This is a genomic window from Bacillus sp. EA-CB0995, from assembly GCF_055814245.1.
In genome coordinates, this window is sequence record NZ_CP169269.1 from 1,367,325 (window position 1) to 1,390,241 (window position 22,917).

19 protein-coding genes and 6 pseudogenes are annotated in these 22,917 nt (G+C 36.8%); 21 read left to right on the forward strand and 4 right to left on the reverse strand.

The window, feature by feature from the left end:
• Positions 1-167: 167 nt before the first annotated feature.
• The 15 genes and pseudogenes from ACEWFJ_RS07115 (at position 168) to ACEWFJ_RS07185 (ending at position 13,845) form a co-directional block, all read left to right on the forward strand.
• Positions 168-2,308 (forward strand): annotated as a pseudogene (locus ACEWFJ_RS07115) (HD family phosphohydrolase).
• Complete coding sequence (gene ybeY, locus ACEWFJ_RS07120) at positions 2,309-2,779, forward strand: rRNA maturation RNase YbeY (protein WP_473691287.1); 471 nt, start codon at positions 2,309-2,311, stop codon at positions 2,777-2,779. It begins immediately after the preceding pseudogene.
• Positions 2,776-3,129 carry a diacylglycerol kinase family protein gene (locus ACEWFJ_RS07125; RefSeq protein WP_473691289.1) on the forward strand — a complete coding sequence of 118 codons (354 nt, stop codon included), beginning with the start codon at positions 2,776-2,778 and terminating at the stop codon, positions 3,127-3,129. The genes ybeY and ACEWFJ_RS07125 overlap by 4 nt, the downstream gene beginning before the upstream one ends.
• 55 nt (positions 3,130-3,184) lie before the next feature.
• Entirely contained in the window at positions 3,185-3,583 is a 399-nt protein-coding gene (locus ACEWFJ_RS07130; RefSeq protein WP_473691291.1) for a cytidine deaminase, read from the forward strand.
• Positions 3,576-4,480: pseudogene (gene era / locus ACEWFJ_RS07135) on the forward strand (GTPase Era). Before ACEWFJ_RS07130 ends, era begins: the two are co-directional and overlap by 8 nt.
• 168 nt (positions 4,481-4,648) lie before the next feature.
• The gene (locus ACEWFJ_RS07140) at positions 4,649-4,789 is read left to right on the forward strand and encodes a YqzL family protein (RefSeq protein WP_473691293.1); all 141 of its coding nucleotides are present in this window, start codon (positions 4,649-4,651) and stop codon (positions 4,787-4,789) included.
• 33 nt (positions 4,790-4,822) lie between these two features.
• Positions 4,823-5,569 (forward strand): DNA repair protein RecO, encoded by a 747-nt coding sequence (gene recO, locus ACEWFJ_RS07145; RefSeq protein WP_098307822.1) that lies wholly within the window; start codon positions 4,823-4,825, stop codon positions 5,567-5,569.
• A gap of 104 nt (positions 5,570-5,673) precedes the next feature.
• Positions 5,674-6,306 carry a helix-turn-helix transcriptional regulator gene (locus ACEWFJ_RS07150; RefSeq protein ID WP_098308050.1) on the forward strand — a complete coding sequence of 211 codons (633 nt, stop codon included), beginning with the start codon at positions 5,674-5,676 and terminating at the stop codon, positions 6,304-6,306.
• Between the two features lie 29 nt (positions 6,307-6,335).
• Positions 6,336-7,148 carry a pyruvate, water dikinase regulatory protein gene (locus ACEWFJ_RS07155; RefSeq protein ID WP_098307820.1) on the forward strand — a complete coding sequence of 271 codons (813 nt, stop codon included), beginning with the start codon at positions 6,336-6,338 and terminating at the stop codon, positions 7,146-7,148.
• A 394-nt stretch (positions 7,149-7,542) separates the two neighbouring features.
• Positions 7,543-7,785, forward strand: coding sequence for a DUF188 domain-containing protein (locus ACEWFJ_RS07160; protein ID WP_473691296.1), 243 nt, complete (start codon positions 7,543-7,545; stop codon positions 7,783-7,785).
• Positions 7,786-7,858: 73 nt separating this feature from the next.
• Positions 7,859-9,655 carry a DNA primase gene (dnaG, locus tag ACEWFJ_RS07165; protein ID WP_473691298.1) on the forward strand — a complete coding sequence of 599 codons (1,797 nt, stop codon included), beginning with the start codon at positions 7,859-7,861 and terminating at the stop codon, positions 9,653-9,655.
• Between the two features lie 59 nt (positions 9,656-9,714).
• Positions 9,715-10,836 (forward strand): RNA polymerase sigma factor RpoD, encoded by a 1,122-nt coding sequence (gene rpoD, locus ACEWFJ_RS07170; protein ID WP_336481689.1) that lies wholly within the window; start codon positions 9,715-9,717, stop codon positions 10,834-10,836.
• 385 nt (positions 10,837-11,221) lie between these two features.
• Positions 11,222-11,581 (forward strand): cytochrome c550, encoded by a 360-nt coding sequence (gene cccA / locus ACEWFJ_RS07175; RefSeq protein ID WP_098307814.1) that lies wholly within the window; start codon positions 11,222-11,224, stop codon positions 11,579-11,581.
• A 438-nt stretch (positions 11,582-12,019) separates the two neighbouring features.
• The gene (locus ACEWFJ_RS07180) at positions 12,020-12,727 is read left to right on the forward strand and encodes a tRNA (adenine(22)-N(1))-methyltransferase (RefSeq protein ID WP_473691301.1); all 708 of its coding nucleotides are present in this window, start codon (positions 12,020-12,022) and stop codon (positions 12,725-12,727) included.
• Positions 12,724-13,845, forward strand: a complete 1,122-nt coding sequence (locus tag ACEWFJ_RS07185) for a Nif3-like dinuclear metal center hexameric protein (protein ID WP_473691303.1) — start codon at positions 12,724-12,726, stop codon at positions 13,843-13,845. The genes ACEWFJ_RS07180 and ACEWFJ_RS07185 overlap by 4 nt, the downstream gene beginning before the upstream one ends.
• A gap of 144 nt (positions 13,846-13,989) precedes the next feature.
• Here the strand turns inward: ACEWFJ_RS07185 and ACEWFJ_RS07190 are convergent.
• Both ACEWFJ_RS07190 and vrrA read right to left on the reverse strand, forming a co-directional pair.
• A pseudogene (locus ACEWFJ_RS07190) lies at positions 13,990-14,930 on the reverse strand (4-hydroxy-3-methylbut-2-enyl diphosphate reductase).
• Positions 14,931-15,020: 90 nt separating this feature from the next.
• A pseudogene (vrrA, locus tag ACEWFJ_RS07195) lies at positions 15,021-15,751 on the reverse strand (VrrA/YqfQ family protein).
• 178 nt (positions 15,752-15,929) lie between these two features.
• On the opposite strand from vrrA, the pseudogene ACEWFJ_RS07200 reads away from it, so the two are divergent.
• Together ACEWFJ_RS07200 and ACEWFJ_RS07205 are read left to right on the forward strand one after the other, a co-directional pair.
• Positions 15,930-17,239: pseudogene (locus ACEWFJ_RS07200) on the forward strand (DEAD/DEAH box helicase).
• Between the two features lie 96 nt (positions 17,240-17,335).
• Positions 17,336-18,232 carry a deoxyribonuclease IV gene (locus ACEWFJ_RS07205; protein WP_473691305.1) on the forward strand — a complete coding sequence of 299 codons (897 nt, stop codon included), beginning with the start codon at positions 17,336-17,338 and terminating at the stop codon, positions 18,230-18,232.
• 20 nt (positions 18,233-18,252) lie between these two features.
• Here ACEWFJ_RS07205 and ACEWFJ_RS07210 read toward each other — a convergent pair whose 3' ends face one another.
• Positions 18,253-18,507, reverse strand: coding sequence for a DUF2624 domain-containing protein (locus ACEWFJ_RS07210; RefSeq protein WP_098307802.1), 255 nt, complete (start codon positions 18,505-18,507; stop codon positions 18,253-18,255).
• A 149-nt stretch (positions 18,508-18,656) separates the two neighbouring features.
• Between ACEWFJ_RS07210 and ACEWFJ_RS07215 the strand changes: the two genes are divergently transcribed.
• The 4 genes and pseudogenes from ACEWFJ_RS07215 (at position 18,657) to ACEWFJ_RS07230 (ending at position 21,722) form a co-directional block, all read left to right on the forward strand.
• Positions 18,657-19,535, forward strand: coding sequence for a YitT family protein (locus tag ACEWFJ_RS07215; protein ID WP_230574885.1), 879 nt, complete (start codon positions 18,657-18,659; stop codon positions 19,533-19,535).
• 158 nt (positions 19,536-19,693) lie between these two features.
• Positions 19,694-20,488, forward strand: a complete 795-nt coding sequence (locus ACEWFJ_RS07220; protein ID WP_473691308.1) for a metal ABC transporter ATP-binding protein — start codon at positions 19,694-19,696, stop codon at positions 20,486-20,488.
• Positions 20,463-21,287, forward strand: a pseudogene (locus ACEWFJ_RS07225) (metal ABC transporter permease); the annotation flags it as partial. The gene ACEWFJ_RS07220 and the pseudogene ACEWFJ_RS07225, both read left to right, overlap by 26 nt.
• A gap of 48 nt (positions 21,288-21,335) precedes the next feature.
• The gene (locus tag ACEWFJ_RS07230; RefSeq protein WP_473692383.1) at positions 21,336-21,722 is read left to right on the forward strand and encodes a Fur family transcriptional regulator; all 387 of its coding nucleotides are present in this window, start codon (positions 21,336-21,338) and stop codon (positions 21,720-21,722) included.
• Between the two features lie 51 nt (positions 21,723-21,773).
• On the opposite strand, the gene ispG is transcribed toward ACEWFJ_RS07230, so the two are convergent.
• A complete protein-coding gene (gene ispG / locus ACEWFJ_RS07235) occupies positions 21,774-22,865 on the reverse strand; it encodes a flavodoxin-dependent (E)-4-hydroxy-3-methylbut-2-enyl-diphosphate synthase (RefSeq protein WP_098307794.1) in 1,092 nt (363 codons plus the stop codon).
• Between the last annotated feature and the right edge of the window lie 52 nt (positions 22,866-22,917).

Consider the following 22,917-nt stretch of genomic DNA (forward strand, 5'->3'; position numbering starts at 1 on the left):
GGATCATTTCTTTTTATCCCGCTCAAACAGTTGGTAGTAGCAGGTCAAAGAAGAGAAGGCCAACCAACTGTAAGAGCCCGATTGGTTCAACTAACCATTCGTAAGGAAAAAGCGCCTCACGAATGGAAGTTTCACTTTATATCAGGAGAGGAGAAGGTATTGTAATTATGTCAGGGTTTCAAGAAGTTGCTAAGTGGTTTCGCAATACACAACATTCGAAAAAACTGAGCTGGATTTCTTATGTTTTATTAGGAGCGGTGCTATTTTTGGCGCTGATGAATAATGTAAAACCGGAACAATTAGATGTCAAAATGTTGTCTATTTCAAAAAAGACAATCCATTCTCCTGTTAAAATTGAAGATAAAGTAACGACAGAAAAGAAAAAGAGAGAAGCGGCTCAAAAGGTCGAGGATCAGTATACGTATCGAAGTGAATATAAACAAAACCGAATTGATGTTGTGAATTCGGTCTTTGATGCAATAAAAGAAGTGGATTCAGAGGCAAATGCTTCGGCACCAAATGCGCAAAAAAACTTGTCGACTACAGAACGATTGGATAAATTAAAAAAGAAATTGCCAACGGATTTAACGAAAAGTTTGTCTGATCAAGTGTTATTGCAATTTTTAAATGCGACAGAAGATCAGCTTCTTGTGGCGAGGGAATCAACCGTCACAGCTGTCAATAATTTAATGAGTTATCATATTAAAATGAATGAAGTGGATCAGTTTAAAGACCGTATTACTAACGAGTTAAAAAACGTATCTGTTAGTAACGAATTGAAACAAGCAATTACCGCACTTGGTCAGTATGCAATCGTACCAAACTATTTTTACGATTCGTCTGCTACGAAGGAACAGAAGCAAATGGCGATGGATCAAGTGGATCCTGTCTATATTTTACAAGGTCAAATTCTTGTAAAAGAAGGTGAAACAATTACAAGAGAAGTGTATGAACAGTTGAAGTTAGTAGGATTACTGAATCAAAGTAATTCATTTCAACCATTTTTAGGACTAGCTATTTTTATTGGTGTTCTTCTATTTTTTATGCATAAGCAATTTGAGGCGTTTTTAAAGTCGAAAAGAGAGGACAAGCCATATATTTTAGCATATACAACAATTGTCGCCATTACAGTTGTTTTAATGAAAATTATTAGTTTGTTTCAAAAGTTAGAATATGCCGGTATTGCTTATATTGCTCCGGTTGCAATGGGAACTATATTAGTGAAGCTGATGATTGGTGATCGATTTGTTTTTATAACAAGTGTGATTTTTTCAGTGTGCGGTAGTATTTTATTTAATGAAGAGGTAACGAGTACACTTAATTATTCAGTTGGGATTTATGTATTGCTTAGCTCGCTTTCTGTTAGCATTTTTTTGCGGGAAAAAATCGTCGTACAATGTTGCTGCAAACTGGGATACTTGTATCTATTTTAAATGTGGTTGTATTAGCAGCTTTATTGCTACTGCGCAATGGAAACTTTTCACCGATTGAGATTGGAACACATTTATTAATGGCAGCAGCATCTGGGATTATTTCATCGGTTTTAGCAATGGGGATTTTGCCATATTTAGAAAGTGGTCTTGGTCTTGTTTCTAGTATGAAGTTGGTGGAATTAGCAAGTCCAAATCATCCATTGCTTCGCAAAATTTTATTAGAAGCACCAGGAACGTATCATCATAGTGTCATGGTCGCGAATTTATCAGAAGCGGCATGTGAAGCTGTTGGGGCGAATGGTGTGCTAGCACGTGTAGGAGCATATTATCATGATATCGGAAAAACAGTGCAGCCGCATTTCTTTATTGAAAATCAAATGGGAATCTCAAATCCCCATGATCGATTGGACCCTGAAACAAGCAGAGATATTATAATTGCCCATGTTACAAATGGAGTAAAAATGTTAGAAGAACATCATATTCCGCAAGAGATTATTGATATCACAGCGCAGCATCATGGAACTACTTTGTTAAAGTATTTCTACTATAAAGCAATGCAAGAGGATAAAGAGAAGTACACAGAAGAGATGTTTCGTTATCCAGGTCCAAAAGCAACATCAAAAGAATCGGCTATTGTCGGTGTTGCTGACAGTGTAGAAGCGGCAGTGCGTTCCATGAATGCACCAACACCAGAGCAAATTGATAATCTTGTTCATAGTATTATTAAAGACCGTCTACAAGATGGACAATTCAGTGAATGTAATTTAACATTTAAAGAACTGCAAATTGTGGAGAAAACATTATGTGAAACATTAAATGGAATTTTCCATTCTCGGATTAAGTATCCGAAATTATCAGAAGAAAAGGTGAAGTAAATGGGGTTAATAATTGACTTTTTTGATGAAACGGAAGAAGTAAAAGAAGAGTATGTTGAAATGATTCAACAGTTAGTTGAAAAAGCAGCAGAGACAGAATCTGTAGAAGACGGAGCGGAACTTTCAATTACATTTGTAAATAATGAGCGCATTCAAGAAATTAACCGTGAATATCGTGATAAAGATCAGCCAACAGACGTAATCTCTTTTGCGATGGAAGATATGGGCGAAGGAGAAATGGAAATTGTCGGTGTGGACATGCCCCGCATGTTAGGCGATATTATTATTTCTATTCCGAGAACGAAAGAGCAGGCTGAAGAATATGGTCATTCTTTTGAGCGTGAGCTTGGTTTTTTAGCAGTGCATGGCTTTTTACATTTACTTGGTTATGATCATATGACAGAAGAAGAAGAAAAGGTTATGTTTGGAAAGCAAAAAGAAATTCTCGATACTTTTGGATTGGGTAGATGAAAAAAGGGAAACTAATAAATAGTTTTCGCTATGCATTTGCAGGGATTTTCTTTTGTCTTCTCCATGAAAGAAATGTACAAATTCATTGTTTAGCAACGTTCATTGTTAGTGGTCTTGGTTTTTATTTTCATGTTACGAAAACAGAATGGCTTATTTTACTTTTGACAATTGGCGTTGTATTTGCGCTAGAAATCGTTAATACAGCGATAGAGAAAACTGTTGATTTAGTAACGACTGATGTGAAACCCCTTGCTAAAATAGCAAAAGACGCAGCAGCAGGCGCGGTATTGTTTTTCTCGATTATTGCTGTTGTAATTGGCGCTATTATCTTTGGGCCGTATATGATATAGTTGCATTCCAAAGATTTTTATCTTTTCATAATGTGAATGGAAAGGACGAGACACGATGAACAGCAAAGAATTAATTCAAGAAGCGATCGAAGCGCGTAAACAAGCATATGTACCGTATTCTAAATTTCAAGTCGGTGCTGCCTTATTAACGACAGACGGAAAAGTATACCGTGGTTGCAATGTTGAGAATGCATCATATGGTTTGTGTAACTGCGCGGAAAGAACGGCGCTATTTAAAGCGATTTCGGAAGGAAGTACAGAATTTACTGCAATTGCAGTTGTAGCAGATACAAAACGCCCAGTGCCTCCTTGTGGAGCCTGTCGTCAAGTTATGGTAGAATTGTGTGAGTCAAATACAAAAGTATATTTAACAAATTTAAGCGGTGACATTCAAGAAACAACAGTAGGAGAATTGTTACCAGGAGCATTTTTAGCGGAGGATTTACATGAATAGAGAAGGTTTTAAATCAGGTTTTGTCTCTATTATTGGGAGACCAAACGTTGGGAAATCAACATTTTTAAACCGAATTATCGGTCAAAAAATTGCGATTATGAGCGATAAACCACAAACAACACGTAATAAAATTCAAGGTGTTTATACAGAAAATGATGCGCAAGTCATATTTATTGATACACCAGGTATACATAAACCAAAGCATAAACTTGGCGATTTTATGGTTAAAATGGCTCAAACGACAATAAAAGAAGTAGATATTGTTTTGTTTATGGTCAATGCAGAGGAAGGCTTTGGACGCGGTGAAGAGTTTATTATTGAAAAATTACAAGAAACGAAGCGACCAGTCTTTTTAGTAATCAATAAGATTGACCAAGTTCATCCAGAGGAACTGCTTGGGCTTATTGATAAATACCGTACGTTATATGATTTTGCTGAAATTGTACCTATTTCAGCATTAGAAGGAATAATGTGGAAGCGTTAATTGGGGCGATTAAAAAATATTTACCAGAAGGCCCGCAATATTATCCTGAAGATCAAGTGACAGACCATCCAGAGCGTTTTATTATTGCAGAACTTATTCGTGAAAAAGTATTGCATTTAACACGTGAAGAAGTGCCGCATTCTGTTGCGGTTGTTATTGATGCAATTCAAAAGCGTGAAGGCGGGGCAATTTATGTTAATGCAACAGTCATTGTAGAACGTCCGTCACAAAAAGGAATTGTAATTGGGAAACAAGGCAAGTTGTTAAAAGAAATTGGAAAAAGAGCGCGCCTTGATATTGAGTCGCTTCTTGGTTCAAGAGTATTCTTGGAGTTGTGGGTAAAAGTGCAGAAAGATTGGCGTAACAAAATGTCACAATTACGTGACCTTGGCTTCCGCGAAGACGAATATTGATAAAATGAAACTTCCATTCTTGAGGTGGGGGCCTGTCCGCGAATGGCAGGATAAAAACTGTATAATTTAGAAAAATTTTTCTCACATGAAAATGAACAAAATGGGTCATTTTAATAACAAAGAAAGAAATTGGATTACATGTAAGCTTACTGAGAAAGGTGGATTCTTATGTTAGATTTTACCTGGAAAGTTTTCTCGAAAACAGGAAGCATTGAAACATATCTGCTCTTGAAAGAAATTGAAAATAGTGCAGAGGATGAAGTGCATCAGCATGATGAAGTATTAGAGCTAGATTCTCCAATTTCCTGACCCATTTTGTTCGAATCTTGGATGGTGACGAACATGTTTCAAAAAATTGAGGGAATTGTCATTCGAACGATTGATTATGGAGAAACAAACAAAATTGTAACTATATTTTCCCGCGAATTAGGGAAAGTTAGCGCAATGGCCAGAGGAGCTAAAAAACCTAAAAGTAGACTGGCATCCATTTCTCAATTATTAACTCACGGCCATTTTCTTATTCAAATGGGTTCTGGTTTAGGGACATTACAGCAAGGTGAAATTATTTCTTCTATGCGAGAAATCCGTGAAGATTTATTTTTAACAGCTTATGCGTCATTTATTGTTGAATTGACTGATAAAGCCACAGAAGAGAAAAAACATAATCCATATTTATTTGAAATGTTATATCAAACGTTGCATTATATGAGTGAAGGGGTTGACCCGGAAGTTTTAGCGCTAATCTATCAAACGAAAATGTTGCCAGTTTTCGGGCTTAATCCATACTTTGATACATGTGCGATTTGTCACCAGTCAACAGATTTTGTCGCCTTCTCTGTTAGGGAAGGCGGCTTTCTTTGTAAACATCACGCTGAGCAAGACTCATATCGTATTGCAATTGGAGAAGCTGTTCACAAGCTGTTGCGGTTATTTTATCATTTTGATTTAGCGCGTCTTGGAAGTGTATCTGTTAAAGAAGACACAAAGAAACAAATGCGCACAGTATTGAATATGTACTATGATGAGTATTGTGGGATCTATTTAAAATCAAGACGTTTTTTAGACCAGCTGGATAAATTTCAAATATAGTGGACCAAATGAGGTCTTTTTTACATACTTTCTTTTTCGAATGGTATATTTAGTATATAATATTTAAGAGATAGTATAACTCTTTTCGTTTTGTAATGAAGGTGGTGATTATCATAGAACTGAATAAGCGCCAAGAACATATCATCCAGATTGTAAAAGATAACGGTCCAATTACAGGAGAAGCGATTGCTGAGCAATTAAATTTAACGAGAGCAACGCTTAGGCCAGATTTAGCTATTTTAACAATGGCGGGTTATTTAGAAGCGCGTCCACGTGTTGGCTACTTTTATACCGGGAAAACAGGTGGACAATTGCTTTCTGAGGCAGTTAAAAAAATTATTGTACAAGATTATCAATCTAGGCCAGCTGTGATTGATAAAAACGTTTCTGTATATGATGCAATCTGTGCAATGTTTTTAGAAGATGTCGGTACTTTATTTATCGTTGACCAAAATACATTGTTAGTCGGTGTTGTTTCTCGAAAAGATTTGCTAAGAGCAAGTCTAGGAAAGCAGGATTTAACGTCATTACCGGTAAATATTATTATGACAAGAATGCCGAATGTTACGATGTGTCGCAAGGAAGATAGCTTGTATGATGTTGCAATGGATTTAATAGAAAAGCAGATTGATGCTGTTCCGGTTGTGAAGGACACGAAACAAGGATTAGAAGTTGTCGGTCGCATCACAAAAACTAATATTACGCGTGCATTCGTTGATTTAGTGAATCATGAGTAAGTGCAATTCGTTTAAAGTGAGGTAATGCAATGAATAGTAAAATTGTATATGTCGTATCTGATTCGGTTGGAGAAACAGCTGATTTAGTTGTTCGAGCAGCGATGGGACAATTTCCATTTGCGCCGGATATTAGACGTGTACCGTACGTAGAAGATACAGGGACATTAAAAGAAGTTATTTCTATCGCCAAAAGTAATGATGCGCTCATTTGTTTTACGTTAGTAAAGCCCGATATGCGAAAATATTTACGGGAAGAAGCGGCAAAAGAAGGTGTAGAGGCTTATGATATTATCGGTCCTCTTATCGATCAAATTGAAGAAGTAACAGGGCAAATCCCAAGGTATGAGCCAGGGGTTGTACGAAAGTTGGATGAAGAGTATTTCAAAAAGATTGAAGCGATTGAATTTGCTGTGAAATATGACGATGGTAGAGATGCGCGTGGTCTTTTAAAAGCTGATATCGTATTAATTGGAGTGTCTCGTACATCAAAAACACCACTTTCACAATATCTTGCACATAACAAGCGATTAAAAGTTGCCAATGTTCCTCTCGTACCCGAAGTGGATCCGCCGGAAGAATTATATCGCGTGCCGAAAGAAAAATGCTTTGGTTTAAAAATAACGCCCGATAAATTAAATCATATTCGCAGGGAACGTTTAAAATCTCTTGGATTAAGTGATGGAGCAAGTTACGCCAACATTAATCGTATTAAAGAAGAGATTGAACACTTTGAACGTGTAGTGAATAAAATCGGTTGTCCTGTTATTGATGTATCGAATAAAGCGATTGAAGAAACAGCAAATATTATTGTGAATGCAGTGCAAAACCGACAGAAGTTTTAGCACATTTACCAAAGGTGAATGTGCTTTTTTCACTCAATTATGAAAAAACAATGGACATCTAGCTAAGTTTAGAAAAATATATTATAATAAAAAATTGTGATAAAAACATTCATTTTACGTTTAGACTTTAATTTTTCAGAATAAACTAGGGATAGGATTTGTAAAGGAAATACTTTTACGTAAAATCGACAAAAATCTGAACAAGAAAACACACATTATGGAAGGATTCACAGAAGGGATGTAGAATAGAGAAATATGCAAAACATCACTAAAATTTTTGTTGATGCAGATGCATGTCCAGTGAAGGAAGAAATTTGGTTTATCTCATCCTACGCTCATCAGTCAAGAAGCTAAAAAGGAAATTGGGTATAATGTAGATTCTGCACAAGACGAGGTGGATTTTTACATCTATCAACGTGCAAAAGCAGGAAATCTCGTTATCACACAAGATATGGGACTTGCTGGTCTTCTCGTCAAAAAAGGAGTGTACGTATTATCTCCGCGCGGCACAATTGTGACCGATGAGCATATGGATACAATTTTATATAATCGATATGTATCTGTAGACAAGGAACCTTTACAAAAGGGCCAAAATCATTTTCTAAGTGTGATCGATAATGTTTTTTGTCTAGTTTAGAAAAAATATTGTCGAATTATAAAGGAATTCTTTAGTTTGTATCGAATACAAAATACGACACGGAGATGGAGTTATGGGGAACAGAATTCCCGAGGAAGTTGTAGAACAAATTCGTACATCGTCTGATATTGTTGAAGTCATTGGGGAATATGTGCAGCTTAAAAAACAAGGTCGAAATTATTTTGGGCTTTGTCCTTTTCATGGCGAGAACTCACCGTCGTTTTCTGTTTCTGCTGATAAGCAAATTTTTCATTGCTTCGGATGTGGAGAAGGGGGAAATGTTTTTTCCTTTTTAATGAAAATAGACGGACTGTCTTTTGTGGAAGCTGTACAAAAATTAGGTGAGCGAAATGGAATTCCTGTTGCTAACTTTACATCAGACTTAGAGCAAAAACAAAACATATCTGATGATAGTATGATTATGTTGCAAGCTCATGAGCTTTTGAAAAAGTATTACCATCATCTTTTAGTAAATACAGAAGATGGGAAACAATCGCTTTCGTATTTGCTAGAGCGAGGTATTACGAAAGAAATGATTGCAAAATTTGAAATTGGATATGCCACTCCTGCTTGGGATGCAGCGGCGAAAATCTTGCAAAAGCGAGGTTTCTCACCAGCTGTTATGGAACAAGCTGGGTTACTTGTTCGCAGTGAGAAGGATGGCAGTTATCATGATCGTTTTCGTGGACGAGTTATGTTTCCAATTCATACACTGCAAGGAAAAGTAGCTGCTTTTAGTGGACGGGCATTAGGAGATGATACTCCTAAGTATTTGAATAGCCCAGAAACGCCTATTTTTCATAAAAGCAAGCTACTATATAATTTTCATCAAGCAAGGCCATTTATTCGAAAACGAGGGCAAGTTCTTCTCTTTGAAGGATATGCGGATGTTTTAGCAGCTGTGAAAAGTGGAATTGAAGAATCTGTTGCAACAATGGGCACTGCTTTAACTGAGGAACAGGCGAAGCTTCTGCGGCGTAATGTTGAAACTGTTGTTCTTTGCTATGATGGTGATAAAGCAGGACAAGAAGCAACAATGAAAGCAGGACAATTGTTATTGCAAACCGGTTGTGAAGTGAAAGTTGTCTCTATGCCAGATAAATTAGACCCTGACGAATATGTACAGCAATACGGGACAACACAGTTTCAGAAACTTGTACATGCAAGTATAAGTTTTGTTGGATTTAAAATAAATTATCTTCGTTTAGGGAAAAATTTGCAAGATGAATCTGGAAAAGAAGCTTATGTGAAAAGTGTTTTAAAAGAGTTAGCGTCATTGCAAGACGCAATGCAGGCAGAATCGTATTTGAAGGCATTGTCACAGGAATTTGCTTACTCAATGGAAACACTACTTGGGCAATTGCACCAATATCGCAAAGAACAAAAGGTACAGCAAAAACAGACAAAGCCAATTTCGCAGCCTTCTCAAATTGTTCATGCGAAGCCGAAATTTTCTGGTTTTGAAAGAGCTGAAAGAGAGCTTATTTATCATATGTTGCAAAGTGTAGATATCGCTTTTCGTATCGAGCCTCATATAGAAGATTTTCATACGGAAGAACATAAAGGGATTTTATATGAGCTATACGCATATTATGAAAAGGGAAATGAACCGTCAGTCGGAAACTTTTTAAGTTGGCTTTCTGATGAAAAGTTAAAAAATATTGTAACCAATATTTCAACAGATGAAATGATTAATCCCGAATACTCAGAAGAATTGCTTCAAGGTAACGTAGATGCTTTGCGTCGGCATAAGCAAAAAATAAAGAAAATGGAAAATATTTTTACGCTCAAGCAAATGGAAAAAGAAGACCATTTGGCAGCAGCGCGTTTTTTCCAAGAGTATTTACAAAAGCGAAAAGCAAGAAAATAGCTTTTTGTATAAAAACTTATTATAATCATTGTTTGTATCTCGCGTAAGGAGGGGAACAAATGGCTGATAAACCAGCTCGTTCTAAACAAATTGAAACTGATATAACACTTGAGCAAGTGAAAGAGCAACTCACAGAGCTCGGAAAAAAACGTGGCGTTCTTACATATGAAGAGATTGCAGAACGCATGAGCGGATTTGATATTGAATCCGAACAAATGGATGAATATTATGAATATTTAGGTGAACAAGGAATTGATTTAGTTGGCGACAGCGATGAAGATCCAAACACACGTCAATTAGCCAAAGCAGAAGAAGAGTTTGACTTAAATGATTTAAGTGTACCGCCAGGTGTGAAAATTAATGATCCTGTGCGCATGTACTTAAAAGAAATCGGTCGTGTTGACTTACTATCTGCTGAAGATGAAATTGCTCTTGCAAAACGTATTGAAGAAGGCGATGAAGAAGCGAAGCGTCGCCTTGCAGAAGCAAACTTACGTCTTGTTGTAAGTATTGCAAAACGTTATGTTGGCCGCGGTATGCTTTTCTTAGACTTAATTCAAGAAGGGAATATGGGTCTAATTAAAGCAGTTGAAAAGTTTGATTACCGCAAAGGGTATAAATTTAGTACGTATGCAACATGGTGGATTCGCCAAGCGATTACACGTGCAATTGCGGACCAAGCAAGAACAATTCGTATACCAGTTCATATGGTTGAAACAATTAATAAATTAATTCGTGTTCAACGTCAGTTATTACAAGATTTAGGCCGTGAGCCGTCTCCTGAAGAAATCGGTGAAGAGATGGATCTAGCTCCTGAAAAAGTACGCGAAATCTTAAAAATTGCACAAGAGCCAGTATCTCTTGAAACGCCAATTGGTGAAGAGGACGACTCTCATTTAGGTGACTTTATTGAAGACCAAGAAGCAACATCTCCTGCAGAGCATGCAGCATATGAGTTATTAAAAGAGCAATTAGAAGATGTATTAGATACATTAACAGATCGTGAAGAAAATGTTCTTCGTCTTCGTTTCGGCTTAGACGATGGACGAACTCGTACGCTTGAAGAAGTTGGAAAAGTATTCGGCGTTACGAGAGAGCGTATTCGTCAAATTGAAGCAAAAGCGCTTCGTAAATTAAGACACCCAAGCCGTAGCAAACGTTTGAAAGATTTCTTAGAATAGAGATTTGTTTAAAGTTTACTTCATTAATATGGAGTAAACTTTTTTCTTTTGTTAATTTTTGTTAAAATTTAGCCATCGAAAGCAATTACAATTCTTGTAATTTATTTTACAGAATTGTCTTTTGATTTGCAAATGGTCATTTTTCGATTTTTCGATTAATTTCGTGTATTCCTAGCAAAAATATGTGGAAAATATAACTGTTTATGATGAGAAAAGAGGATATTTATCAAAAATTTACATGATTTTGTAGCAGAATAATTGATAGAATATATGGAATATTTTTAACTTAGTATAGTTTGGTCTTTTCTGGTAGAGCGTTTTCAAGTACAATAGAAATGACTGAATCATCAAATTATTAGGGGATATAGAGGGGGAAAAAGAAAAAATGAAGCGTAATCCGTTAATTCCATTTGCTCTTATTGCTGTATTGGGAATTGTTATTATGTTTGTATTTTCATTTCAAGGCATGCATAAATCAAAGGAACTAGCTGAAGCGAAGAAACACGGGGGAAAAACGACACAAACAGCAGCGAAGCCTGAAGAGATTGTAAAACAAAGTTGTACAAGCTGTCATGGTGATCAGTTGCAAGGGGCAGTTGGTCCTAATCTACAAAAAGTGGGCGACAGACTTTCAAAAGATCAAATCCAAGAAGTTATTTTAAAAGGAAGAGGAAATATGCCAGCAGGTATTATTCCGGCGGATCAAGCATCAAAAGTTGCGGATTGGTTATCAAAGAAAAAATAATATTTTATTACATAGATAACTCTTTGCGCCTAAGCGAAGGGTCTTTTTTTGTTCCGTTATTCGTGGGCAGTAAGACTCCCGCCTTAAGATTGTGAGAAAACAAAGAAGATAGGTAGGAGGTAAACTGCTCGTAAGAGCCCGATTGGTGAGAGCTTTCCATCAGTGGGGGATGAAGAAAAACCCCCACTGATGGAAGTTTCACTTTATTATGTTTGCTTTCTGTTTGCCTTCTTTTTAAAATAGGATAAAGATAATCGTAACAAAGCAATGTGAGGACTACATGAAACAATTATTTTTTGATATATGGACAAATTGGGAGAAAGGTTTTTGAAAAATAAATGCTTTGTAAGGGGAGGAAATGATTTATTCCCTTGCAACAACGACTATAAATTCTTTATCATGGAGACAGACTGAAAAGAGAAGGAGTAATTGAAACAAATGAATGAAGTAAAGCTTTCAAAACGATTAGAAGAAGTGGTGCTTGAAATTCCAACAGGTTCCACTGTTGCAGATATTGGTTCGGATCATGCTTATTTACCTTGCTATACGATTTTACATAATATTTCCACACAAGCGGTGGCAGGAGAGGTTGTAGAAGGTCCGTTCCGTTCCGCTCAAGCTACAGTAGCAGAGTGCGGATTGCAAGATAAAGTGAACGTACGTAAAGGGAATGGCTTAGAAGTAATCGCGCCAGGTGAAGTAGATGTAATTACAATTGCAGGTATGGGTGGTGCGTTAATTCGTGATATTTTAGAGAATGGAAAAGAGAAGCTTATTGGTGTAACTCGTTTAATTCTACAACCTAATATTGCTGCGCATCATATTCGCGAATGGTTTATTGAAAATGGCTGGGAATTAATAAAAGAAAAAATTGTAAAAGAAGACGGGAAGATTTACGAAATTTTAGTAGGGGAACAGGGTAATACCCTTGCACCGTACAATGAGAAAAAAGAAGAAGCTTTATTAATGGGACCATTTTTAATGAAAGAGAAAAATGAAGCGTTTGTAGAAAAATGGGAGAGCGAGCGAAAAAACTTTAAAAATATTTGCAAGCAATTAGAACTTGCGACAGAGACAGAAGATACAAAAGTAAAGCGTGCAGAAGTGTTAGAGAAGATACGTATGATTGAGGAGGTTTTATCGTGAGTAAAACGCCGAATGGATATGAAATCATTTCTTTATTTGAAAGTATGTACCCAAAACATTTAGCAGTCGAAGGTGATAAGGTGGGATTGCAAATTGGTGCATTAAATAAATCGGTAGAGAATGTTTTAATCGCTCTTGATGTAACGGAAGGCGTTGTACAAGAAGCGATAGAAAAAGGGGCAAATTTAATTATTGCTCATCACCCGCTGATCTTTAATCCATTAAAAGTAATTCATACAGAGCAAGCATACGGGCGTATTATTGAAATGTGTATAAAACATGATATTGCGGTTTATGCTGCTCACACAAATGTGGATATCGCAAAAGGTGGTGTGAATGATTTACTTGCAGATGCTTTAGGGTTGCAGGAAACGGAAGTGCTTGTTCCTACTTATGCAGAAGAAATGAAAAAGCTAGTTGTATTTGTTCCTTCTTCGCATGCAGAAACAGTACGTCAAGCGATTGGTGACTCAGGAGCAGGTCATATCGGCAATTATAGCCACTGTACGTTTAATAGTGAGGGTACTGGTACGTTTCTGCCGCAAGAAGGAACGAATCCGTATATCGGAGAGACAGGGCGTTTAGAACAAGTGGAAGAAGTTCGTATTGAAACAATTATCCCGGCTTCCTTGCAGCGTAAAATCATGAAAGCAATGCTAGGGGCACATCCGTATGAAGAAGTGGCATATGATATTTATCCGCTAGAGAACAAAGGTGAAACATTAGGACTTGGGAAAATTGGATATTTACCACAAGAAATGACATTACAGCAGTTTGCAGAGCATGTGAAGGAATCCCTTGAAGTGAAGGGGGCTCGCGTTGTTGGGAACTTACATGATACTGTGAAAAAAGTAGCGGTACTTGGCGGGGATGGAAATAAATATATAAAGCAAGCGAAGTTTAAAGGAGCAGACGTATATGTAACAGGAGATATGTATTATCATGTTGCACATGATGCGATGATGTTAGGGTTAAATATTGTAGACCCAGGGCATAACGTGGAGAAAGTGATGAAAAAAGGCGTGCAAAAACAATTACAAGCAAAAGTAGATGAGAGAAAGTTTACTGCGCGTATTCATGCTTCAGAATTACATACCGATCCATTTACATTTGTATAAAATGCAAAGTAAAATCCGTTATCTCATAAGATAACGGATTTATTTGTATTATCTCGCTATTCGTGGGAGGCTTACTGCCCGTAAAAGCCCGATTGGTGAAATCTTTCCATCAGTGGGGGAACCTCCACTGATGGAAGTTACACTTTATTTTGCCTTTACTTTCGGTAAGATTTTTTGTAATGGTACGTTTCGCTTACGCTCCCACGTTGCAGGATTTGTTGGATCGTACTGTTCAAAAAATGCGATTACTTCTTTTGTAATAGGTGTTGGTGTAGAAGCGCCTGCAGTAATAGCGACTGTTTCCACGCCTTGTAGCCATTCTAATTGAATTTCACTTACATCGGCAACGCGGTATGCTTTTGTGCTGGCAATTTCTTCAGATACTTGTGCAAGACGGTTAGAGTTATTACTTTTTGGATCGCCAACAACAATTGTTAAATCAGCAGCATTTGCTTGTTTTGCGACAGCCTCTTGACGGACTTGTGTAGCAAGGCAAATCTCTTTATGAAATTCTGCTGTTGGAAACTTTTCTTGGATGTTCTCCATAATATGTTGAACATCCCATTGACTCATCGTCGTTTGATTTGTGACCAAAATTTTATCAGTTGGAATGGCAAGTGTTTCAAGGTCTGCTGCTCTCTCAATGAGATGGACAATATCTGGGGCAATTCCAACTGCACCTTCAGGCTCAGGATGTCCTTTTTTACCGATATAAATAATATGGTAGCCTTCTGCTTTTTTGCCTCAATTAAGTCGTGTGTTTTTGTTACGTCAGGACATGTCGCATCAATTGTTGTTAGTCCTTTTTCTTTTGCGCGCTGCTTTACTTCAGGAGATACACCGTGAGCTGTAAAAATAACAGTGCCAGACTCAATTTTCTCTAAAATATCTAAGCGGCTTGGGCCATCAAGCGTAATAATGCCATCTTCTTCAAACGCATCTGTTACGTGTTTGTTATGGACAATCATCCCTAAAATATAAATTGGTCTTGGTAAAGTTTTATCAAGCGCTGCATTGCGCGCGATGACCATCGCGTCTACAACACCGTAGCAATAGCCGCGAGGGGAAATTTTAACAATTTTCATGTGATTAATCCGCTCCTTTAAAAAAGGATTTGTTTTATAAAGTCAATCCTTTTTATTATAAAGGAGAAGGAGGCGGATGACAAAGAAATGTTACACATATAATTTTGGTTTAGGAGTAGTTGACTGTAAGGTTTCTACGTTTGCATCATCTTCAAGTATGATCTGAGAAGTAAGTGGTTTGCTTGTAATAGGTATTTGTTTAGGTGGAGTGGGAGGTATTATTTCGACTTCTTCTGTTTCTTTTTCCTCAGTACTTTTTCCAGATGTAAGTATTTTCATTATGTTAGGAATACTGCGGACAATCGGGCCGTATTGCTGCACGACAGGTCCAACGGATTGGGCCATTTGAACAACTTTTTCAACGTTGTTTAGCATTCCAGTGGGGTTTGAAATGAAGTTAGTGAAAAAGTTGCCAATCCCACTAGATGTACTTCCTGCTGCTCCTGCTGCTCCGCGTGTTTCATTTGGTGCCATCATTTGAGGTTGCATCATTCTTTGCTGCTGCGGTTGCATATATGGGTGGTTTTGCTGCTGCTGCGGTTGCATATATGGGTGGTTTTGCTGCTGCTGCGGTTGCATATATGGACGGTTTTGCTGATATGGTATATTTGAGTAGGTTTCCATTTGTCTATAAGGGGGCATCATATGCATATATTCTGTAGCTGGGTCGTTTTTTTAAACAATTTTGCAAGAAAGCCTTTCTTTTTAGGCATCATCGGTTGCATACCTGGTGACGGTTGCATGCCTGGTGACGGATACATCGTATAAGGATAGGGAGGCTGACCGTACATTTGTTGATATGGAGGAGATTTCATACGCATTAGGAAATCCTCCTTTCTTCAATTTGGTAATATACATCACAATATGCAATTGACAGTAAGAAGGTTAGTTTTTCCCCTGAAAAGCTAAACTAAAGATAGATTTTACTGATAGATTTCGATATAATGTTAACTTGACTGATTAATGAACGCAGTAGAAATAAGAAAGAAGGTGGAATGTATGACAGTGCAAACATTTACACAGTATAATTTTCAACCATTTTTAATAGATGCAATTCGTGAATTACGTTTTTCAGAACCGACAGAAATTCAACAGAAAATTTTCCCGGTCGTGAAAAAAGGCATTAGCATTATCGGGCAATCACAAACAGGATCTGGAAAAACACACGCGTATTTACTTCCAACGTTAAATCGTATTGATACAAGCCGAGAGGAAGTACAGCTCGTAATTACAGCTCCAACTCGTGAATTAGCACAGCAAATTTATGCAGAAATTGTAAAGTTAACAAAGTTTTGTGAAGAAGACAAAATGATTACAGCACGTTGTTTTATCGGTGGAACAGATAAACAGCGTTCAATTGAAAAGTTGAAGAAACAACCGCATGTTGTTGTCGGAACACCTGGTCGTATTAAAGATTTAGTGGAAGAGCAAGCGCTATTTGTACATACGACTTCTGTTATTGTTGTCGATGAAGCAGATTTAATGCTTGATATGGGCTTTATTCACGATGTGGATAAAATTGCAGCGCGTATGCCGAAAAATTTACAAATGCTTGTTTTCTCAGCGACAATTCCGCAAAAGTTAAAACCGTTTATGAAGAAATATATGGACAATCCAGAGCATATTCATATTAATCCGAAGCAAGTAGCAGCAGTTAATCTTGAACATCATCTTATTCCATCAAGACACCGCAATAAAGTTGAACTTGTGAAAAATATGTTACTGCAATATCAGCCGTATTTAGCGATTGTGTTTACAAATACAAAGAAAATGGCTGATGAAGTAGCTGATGGATTAGCAGAGCGCGGTTTAAAAGTTGGTCGTATTCACGGTGATTTATCCCTCGTGACCGCAAGAAAATGATGAAACAAGTTCGTGATTTAGAATTCCAATACATTGTAGCTACAGATTTAGCAGCACGTGGTATTGATATTGAGGGAATTAGTCATGTTATTAACTATGAAATTCCGTCCGATTTAGATTTCTTTATTCACCGTGTTGGTCGAACTGCACGTGCTGGGTACTCTGGTATTGCAGCAACAATTTATGATCCGGCGGATGAAGAAGCATTAGATACTTTAGAGAAGCAACGCCATATTGAATTCCAACACGTTGATTTGCGTGCAGGTGAGTGGATTGAATTAGGACCTCGTCGTCGTCGTCAAAGTCGTAAGAAACCAAATGATAAATTAGATGCTATGGCGCAAAAAGTTGTGAAAAAACCGAAAAAAGTAAAACCGAACTATAAGAAAAAACTTGAATGGGAACGCGAAAAAATTAAGAAAAAATATAGCAAAAAGAAAAGATAAGGGATTCCTTATCTTTTTTTGTGTAGAAATCAGCAGTGTCAGGTTTCTACAAATTATGCTATCATTATAGCTATTGTATTTATAAGAGGTGATTACATGTTGAAAATTGGATCTCACGTTTCGATGAGTGGAAAGAAAATGCTATTAGCAGCGAGTGAGGAAGCTGTATCATATGGTGCAACAACGTTTATGGTTTATACAGGGGCACCGCAAAATACGAGAAGGAAACCGATTGAAGAGTTAAATATAGAAGCTGGACGTAAACACATGGAACTTCACGGAATTGAAGAAATCGTTGTTCATGCACCTTATATTATTAATATTGGTAACACAACAAAGCCTGAAACATTCCAACTAGGTGTGGATTTTCTTCGTATGGAAATTGAAAGAACATCAGCATTAGGTGCTGCAAAACAAATTGTGCTTCATCCAGGAGCGCATGTTGGAGCAGGTGCGGATGCAGGAATTCAAAAAATTATTGAAGGATTAAATGAAGCGTTAACAACTGATCAAACGGTGAACATTGCGCTAGAAACAATGGCTGGAAAAGGAACAGAGTGCGGGCGCAGCTTTGAAGAGCTTGCTAGAATCATTGATGGTGTAACACATAATGAGAAATTATCTGTCTGTTTCGATACTTGTCATACACATGACGCTGGTTATGATATTGTTAATGATTTTGACGGTGTGTTAAACGAGTTTGATAAAATTATAGGTATTGATCGTTTGCAAGTATTACACATTAATGATAGTAAAAATGAGCGCGGTGCTAGAAAAGACCGTCATGAGAATATCGGCTTCGGTCATATTGGTTATAAAACATTGCATCACATTGTGCATCATCCACAATTACAGCATGTACCGAAAATTCTTGAAACACCATATGTAGGTGAGGATAAACAAGATAAAAAGCCGCCGTACAAATTTGAAATTGAAATGCTGAAAAACGGTATGTTTGATGAAGAGATTCTTCAGAAAATTAAAGGTCAATAAAAAAGGGGAAAACCCCTTTTTTATTTTGTTAATTTTTGGAATATGGTATTGATTTGCTGTGCAGTAGCAGGAGAGGTAATCTTTGCAATTTGTTTTAAAAGTTGCAATTTTTCTTGAGTATCATAAATATTAATATGTTTTCCTTGAATTAATGTAACGATTTTGTCTGCTTGTTCGCTTGTAATAGATACTCCATATTCTATACTGTATTTTAATAATTCTTTAGAAGTCATGGTGTTTAATTTTTTGTTTACAAACTGTTGAATGAGGTTCATGGTGCTGCCTCCTTTGTTTTGTCCTTATATCCGAATATATGTGGAATATGCTTGTATATATTCCAAAGCAGGCTGTTTTCTCATCAGAAAAAGAAGAGTATGCTATAATAAAAGAACAAAACTATATAAAAATCATTTAAGGAGGTAACATGGAAAAAAAACAGCATAGAAAAGAAAGTATAATTCATCTTTTGTATCGTCTTGTTATGATTGTAATAGGTGCTGGCTGTGCAGCAGTTGCACTCGAACTGTTTTTAATCCCAAACAAAATTATTGATGGTGGTATTATTGGTGTTTCCCTCATATTAGATTACCTTACACCAAATATTTGGTGGCTAAGCTTTTCCACTTTAGTTGTAATCCTCAATTTACCATTTATGTACTCAGGTTATAAGCAAATCGGAAAAACATTTATGTTATCTTCAGTTTTTGCCGTTGTATGTTTAGCTTTCATTGAGTCAACATTACATTCTATTCAGCCCTTTACGACAGAGCCGATTTTAGCGACTGTCTTTGGTGGATTAATTTTAGGTGTTGGTGTTGGACTTGTAATTAGGCATGGCGGTTCATTAGATGGAGCGGAAATTCTAGGTATTTTACTAACAAAGAAATTACCGTTTTCTGTTGGTGAATTTGTGATGTTTATGAATATTTTCGTCTTTTCTTGGGCGGCATTTGTGTTTGGAGTAGAACAAGCAATGTATTCTGTTATGACATACTATATTGCTTTTAAAACAATTGATACAGTTATTCAAGGTTTAGATGAAACAAAAGCAGTTATTATTGTATCAGACTATTATGAAGAGGTATCAAATGCAATTTTACATCGACTTGGTCGCGGAACAACGAAGTTGGTTGGGAAAGGTGGCTATACGGATAAAGAGAAAGAAGTCATCTATGCAGTTATTACTCGTTTAGAGGTAACGAAGCTAAAATCGATTGTTCATGAAGTAGATGAAAAGGCTTTTATTACCATTATGAATACGCAAGAAACAAAAGGTGCAAAATTTAAATCAGCAATTCACTAAAAGCAGAGAGATTTTCTCTGCTTTTTGCTATAATAGAAGGGTTGTCTAAAATGAGAGGTATATTTTAGGACAGATTGGTTTACAAGTCCTAATGAGCTATAATATAATTCAAATAGAAATAAATCGGAATCATTCTGAATTAAAATAGGTGAGATATGATGGAATATATATTAGAAATCGAGAATTTAACCTTTCGTTATGAAGAGCGAAATGTGTTAGAGAACATTCAATTGCAAGTTCCTAAAGGAGCTTTTTTAGGTTTAGTAGGCCCAAATGGATCGGGAAAATCTACATTATTGAAATGTATATTAGGTATTTTAAAACCGAAGCAAGGGACAATTCGGTTGTTTGGTGTCGATAGTAAAAAGTTTAAAAATTGGAATAAAATTGGATATGTTTCACAAAAGGCAAATAGCTTCAACTCTGGATTCCCAGCAACTGTATTTGAAGTTGTTTCGATGGGACTTGTTTCTAAAAAAGGTTTGTTTCGTTTTTTATCAAAATCTGATAAAGAAAAAGTAAGACAGGCTATCGACAATGTTGGAATGAGTGATTTTGCAACTCGGAATATTGGGGAGCTTTCCGGAGGACAACAGCAGCGCGTCTTTATTGCAAGAGCACTTGTCAGCGATCCAGAGCTATTGATTTTAGATGAACCGACAGTAGGTGTAGACGTAAAAAACGTTGAGAGTTTTTACGAAATGCTTGCACATTTAAATAAGAAATTAGGAATTACACTTATTCTTGTGACGCATGATATTGGCGCGGTGACAGAAAAAGTGACGCATGTGGCTTGCTTAAATCAGCATTTACATTTCCATGGAAATGTAGAGACATTCCGAGAGTTAGAAGATGCTGAAATGTCGTTATTATATGGGCATCATGTTCATCGTTTAGAGCATGATCACGAGCATCACGGGGGATACGATGATACAGGATTTTTTACAATATGACTTTTTACGAAATTCTTTATATGCTGGAATTTTAATTGGAATTGTTGCCCCGTTGCTAGGTGTTTTTGTTGTAATTCGTCGTTTATCATTCATTGCTGATGCGTTAAGTCATGTTACGCTGTCAGGTATTGCAGCGAGCTTATTACTAGAAAAAACAGTATTTACCGGTGGCTTTTTAAATCCATTATATATGGGAATGGTATTTTCTATTGGCGGTGCCTTACTCATTGAAAAATTAAGAACGGTATATAAACATTATCAAGAATTAGCAGTTCCAATTATTTTATCAGCTGGTATTGGAATTGGTGTTGTGTTCATTTCGCTTGCGAATGGATTTAATACAGATTTATTTAGTTATTTGTTTGGTAGTGTGAGCGCGGTAACAAGCGGCGATTTACTCATTATTGGATTGGTTGCTATTGTTGTGCTCGTTGTTATCATTTCATTATACAAAGAACTGTTCTTATTATCTTTTGATGAAGAATATGCTGTAGCAACAGGTTTGCGTGCAAAATGGATTCACTTTATTTTTATTATTTTAGTTGCACTTGTGATTGCGGTTTCGATGCGTGTTGTCGGTATTCTTCTCGTTTCATCGTTAATGACATTACCGGTTGCAGCGAGTATTCGCATTGCGAAAGGATTTAAGCAAACGATTTTTTACTCTATTGTATTTGGGGAAATTTCGGTAGTCGGAGGTATGTTAGCTTCTTATCAGCTTGACATCGCTCCAGGTGGTACAATTGTTGTGTTAGCAGTTCTTATTTTAATTGGTGCAATCTTATGGGAGAAGAAAAAACTGCGTAAAGTAGGGATGATTATGAATCTTACAGAAGCTTTACACCTTATGAAGGAGAAAGGCTATAAACATACCGGAAAAAGAGAAGAGATGCTTCGCCTATTTGCAGCTCATAATAAATATTTAACAGCGAGAGATGTTTTAGCTAATATGAAAGATGATTATCCGGGATTAAGTTTTGATACCATTTATCGCAACTTAACTGTATTTGTAGAAATTGGTATTTTGGAACAGACTGAATTAAATGGTGAAAAGCATTTTCGCTTCAAATGTTCTACTACAGAACACCATCACCATTTCATTTGTTTAGATTGCGGGGGAACGAAGGAAATTACATCGTGTCCAATGGAACTAATGAATAAAGATTTTAAAGGATTTGAAGTAACTGGGCATAAGTTCGAAATATATGGACGCTGTCCGAAGTGTGCACAATAAAAAGCTTGTCAGTTTTGAAACTGACAAGCTTTTTTATTAGAATTTTTCACCTTATTTTTCTTGTTTTGCCGCATATTCTGCTGCGATTTTATCAATTTCTTTTTTTAATTCTTCTACCATTGTTTCTTCTGGTACTTTACGTACAATTTCGCCTTTACGGAAGAGTAGACCTTCTCCGCGTGCTCCGGCAATCCCGATATCAGCTTCACGTGCTTCACCAGGACCATTTACTGCGCAGCCAAGTACCGCAACTTTAATCGGTGCTTTAATTTTTGAAATATACTCTTCTACTTCATTTGCGATGCTAATTAAGTCAATTTCAATACGTCCACAAGTTGGACAAGAGATTAATGTAGCAGCGTTTGAAGCAAGGCCGAATGATTTTAATAATTCACGCGCTACTTTTACTTCTTCAACTGGGTCTGCACTTAACGAAATACGTAGTGTGTTACCGATGCCTTTGCTTAAGATAGCTCCAAGACCAGCTGCGCTTTTTACAGTTCCAGCAAATAAAGTTCCGGATTCTGTAATACCAAGGTGTAATGGATAATCGAAAGCACGTGATGCTTTTTCGTATGCTTCAATTGCTAAGTTCACATCGGATGCTTTCATCGATACGATGATATCGTGAAAATCTAGATCCTCTAAAATTTTAATGTGATGCAATGCGCTTTCTACCATGCCATCCGCCGTTGGGTATCCATATTTTTCTAAAATGTGACGTTCTAATGAACCTGCATTTACACCGATGCGAATTGGAATACCGCGTTCTTTTGCAGCATTTACAACTGCTTCAACTTTATGGCGGCGACCGATGTTTCCAGGGTTGATACGAACTTTGTCAATACCGCCTTCAATTGCTTTTAATGCTAGGCGATAGTCAAAATGAATATCAGCAACAAGAGGGATATTAATTTGTTTTTTAATATCAGCAATTGCGTCTGCAGCGCGCTCATCTGGAACGGCTACACGGACAATTTGACAACCTGCTTCTTCTAAACGTTTAATTTCGGCAACTGTTGCTTCCACATCATGCGTTTTTGTTGTTGTCATACTTTGTATAATTAATTCATTATTACCGCCGATTGTTAAATTTCCAACTTTAACAGGACGTGTTTTTGTACGATGAGTTATTTCATTCACGAATAGATCGCTCTCCTTATAAAAGAAGTTTCTTATTTTGTAGACAAATACA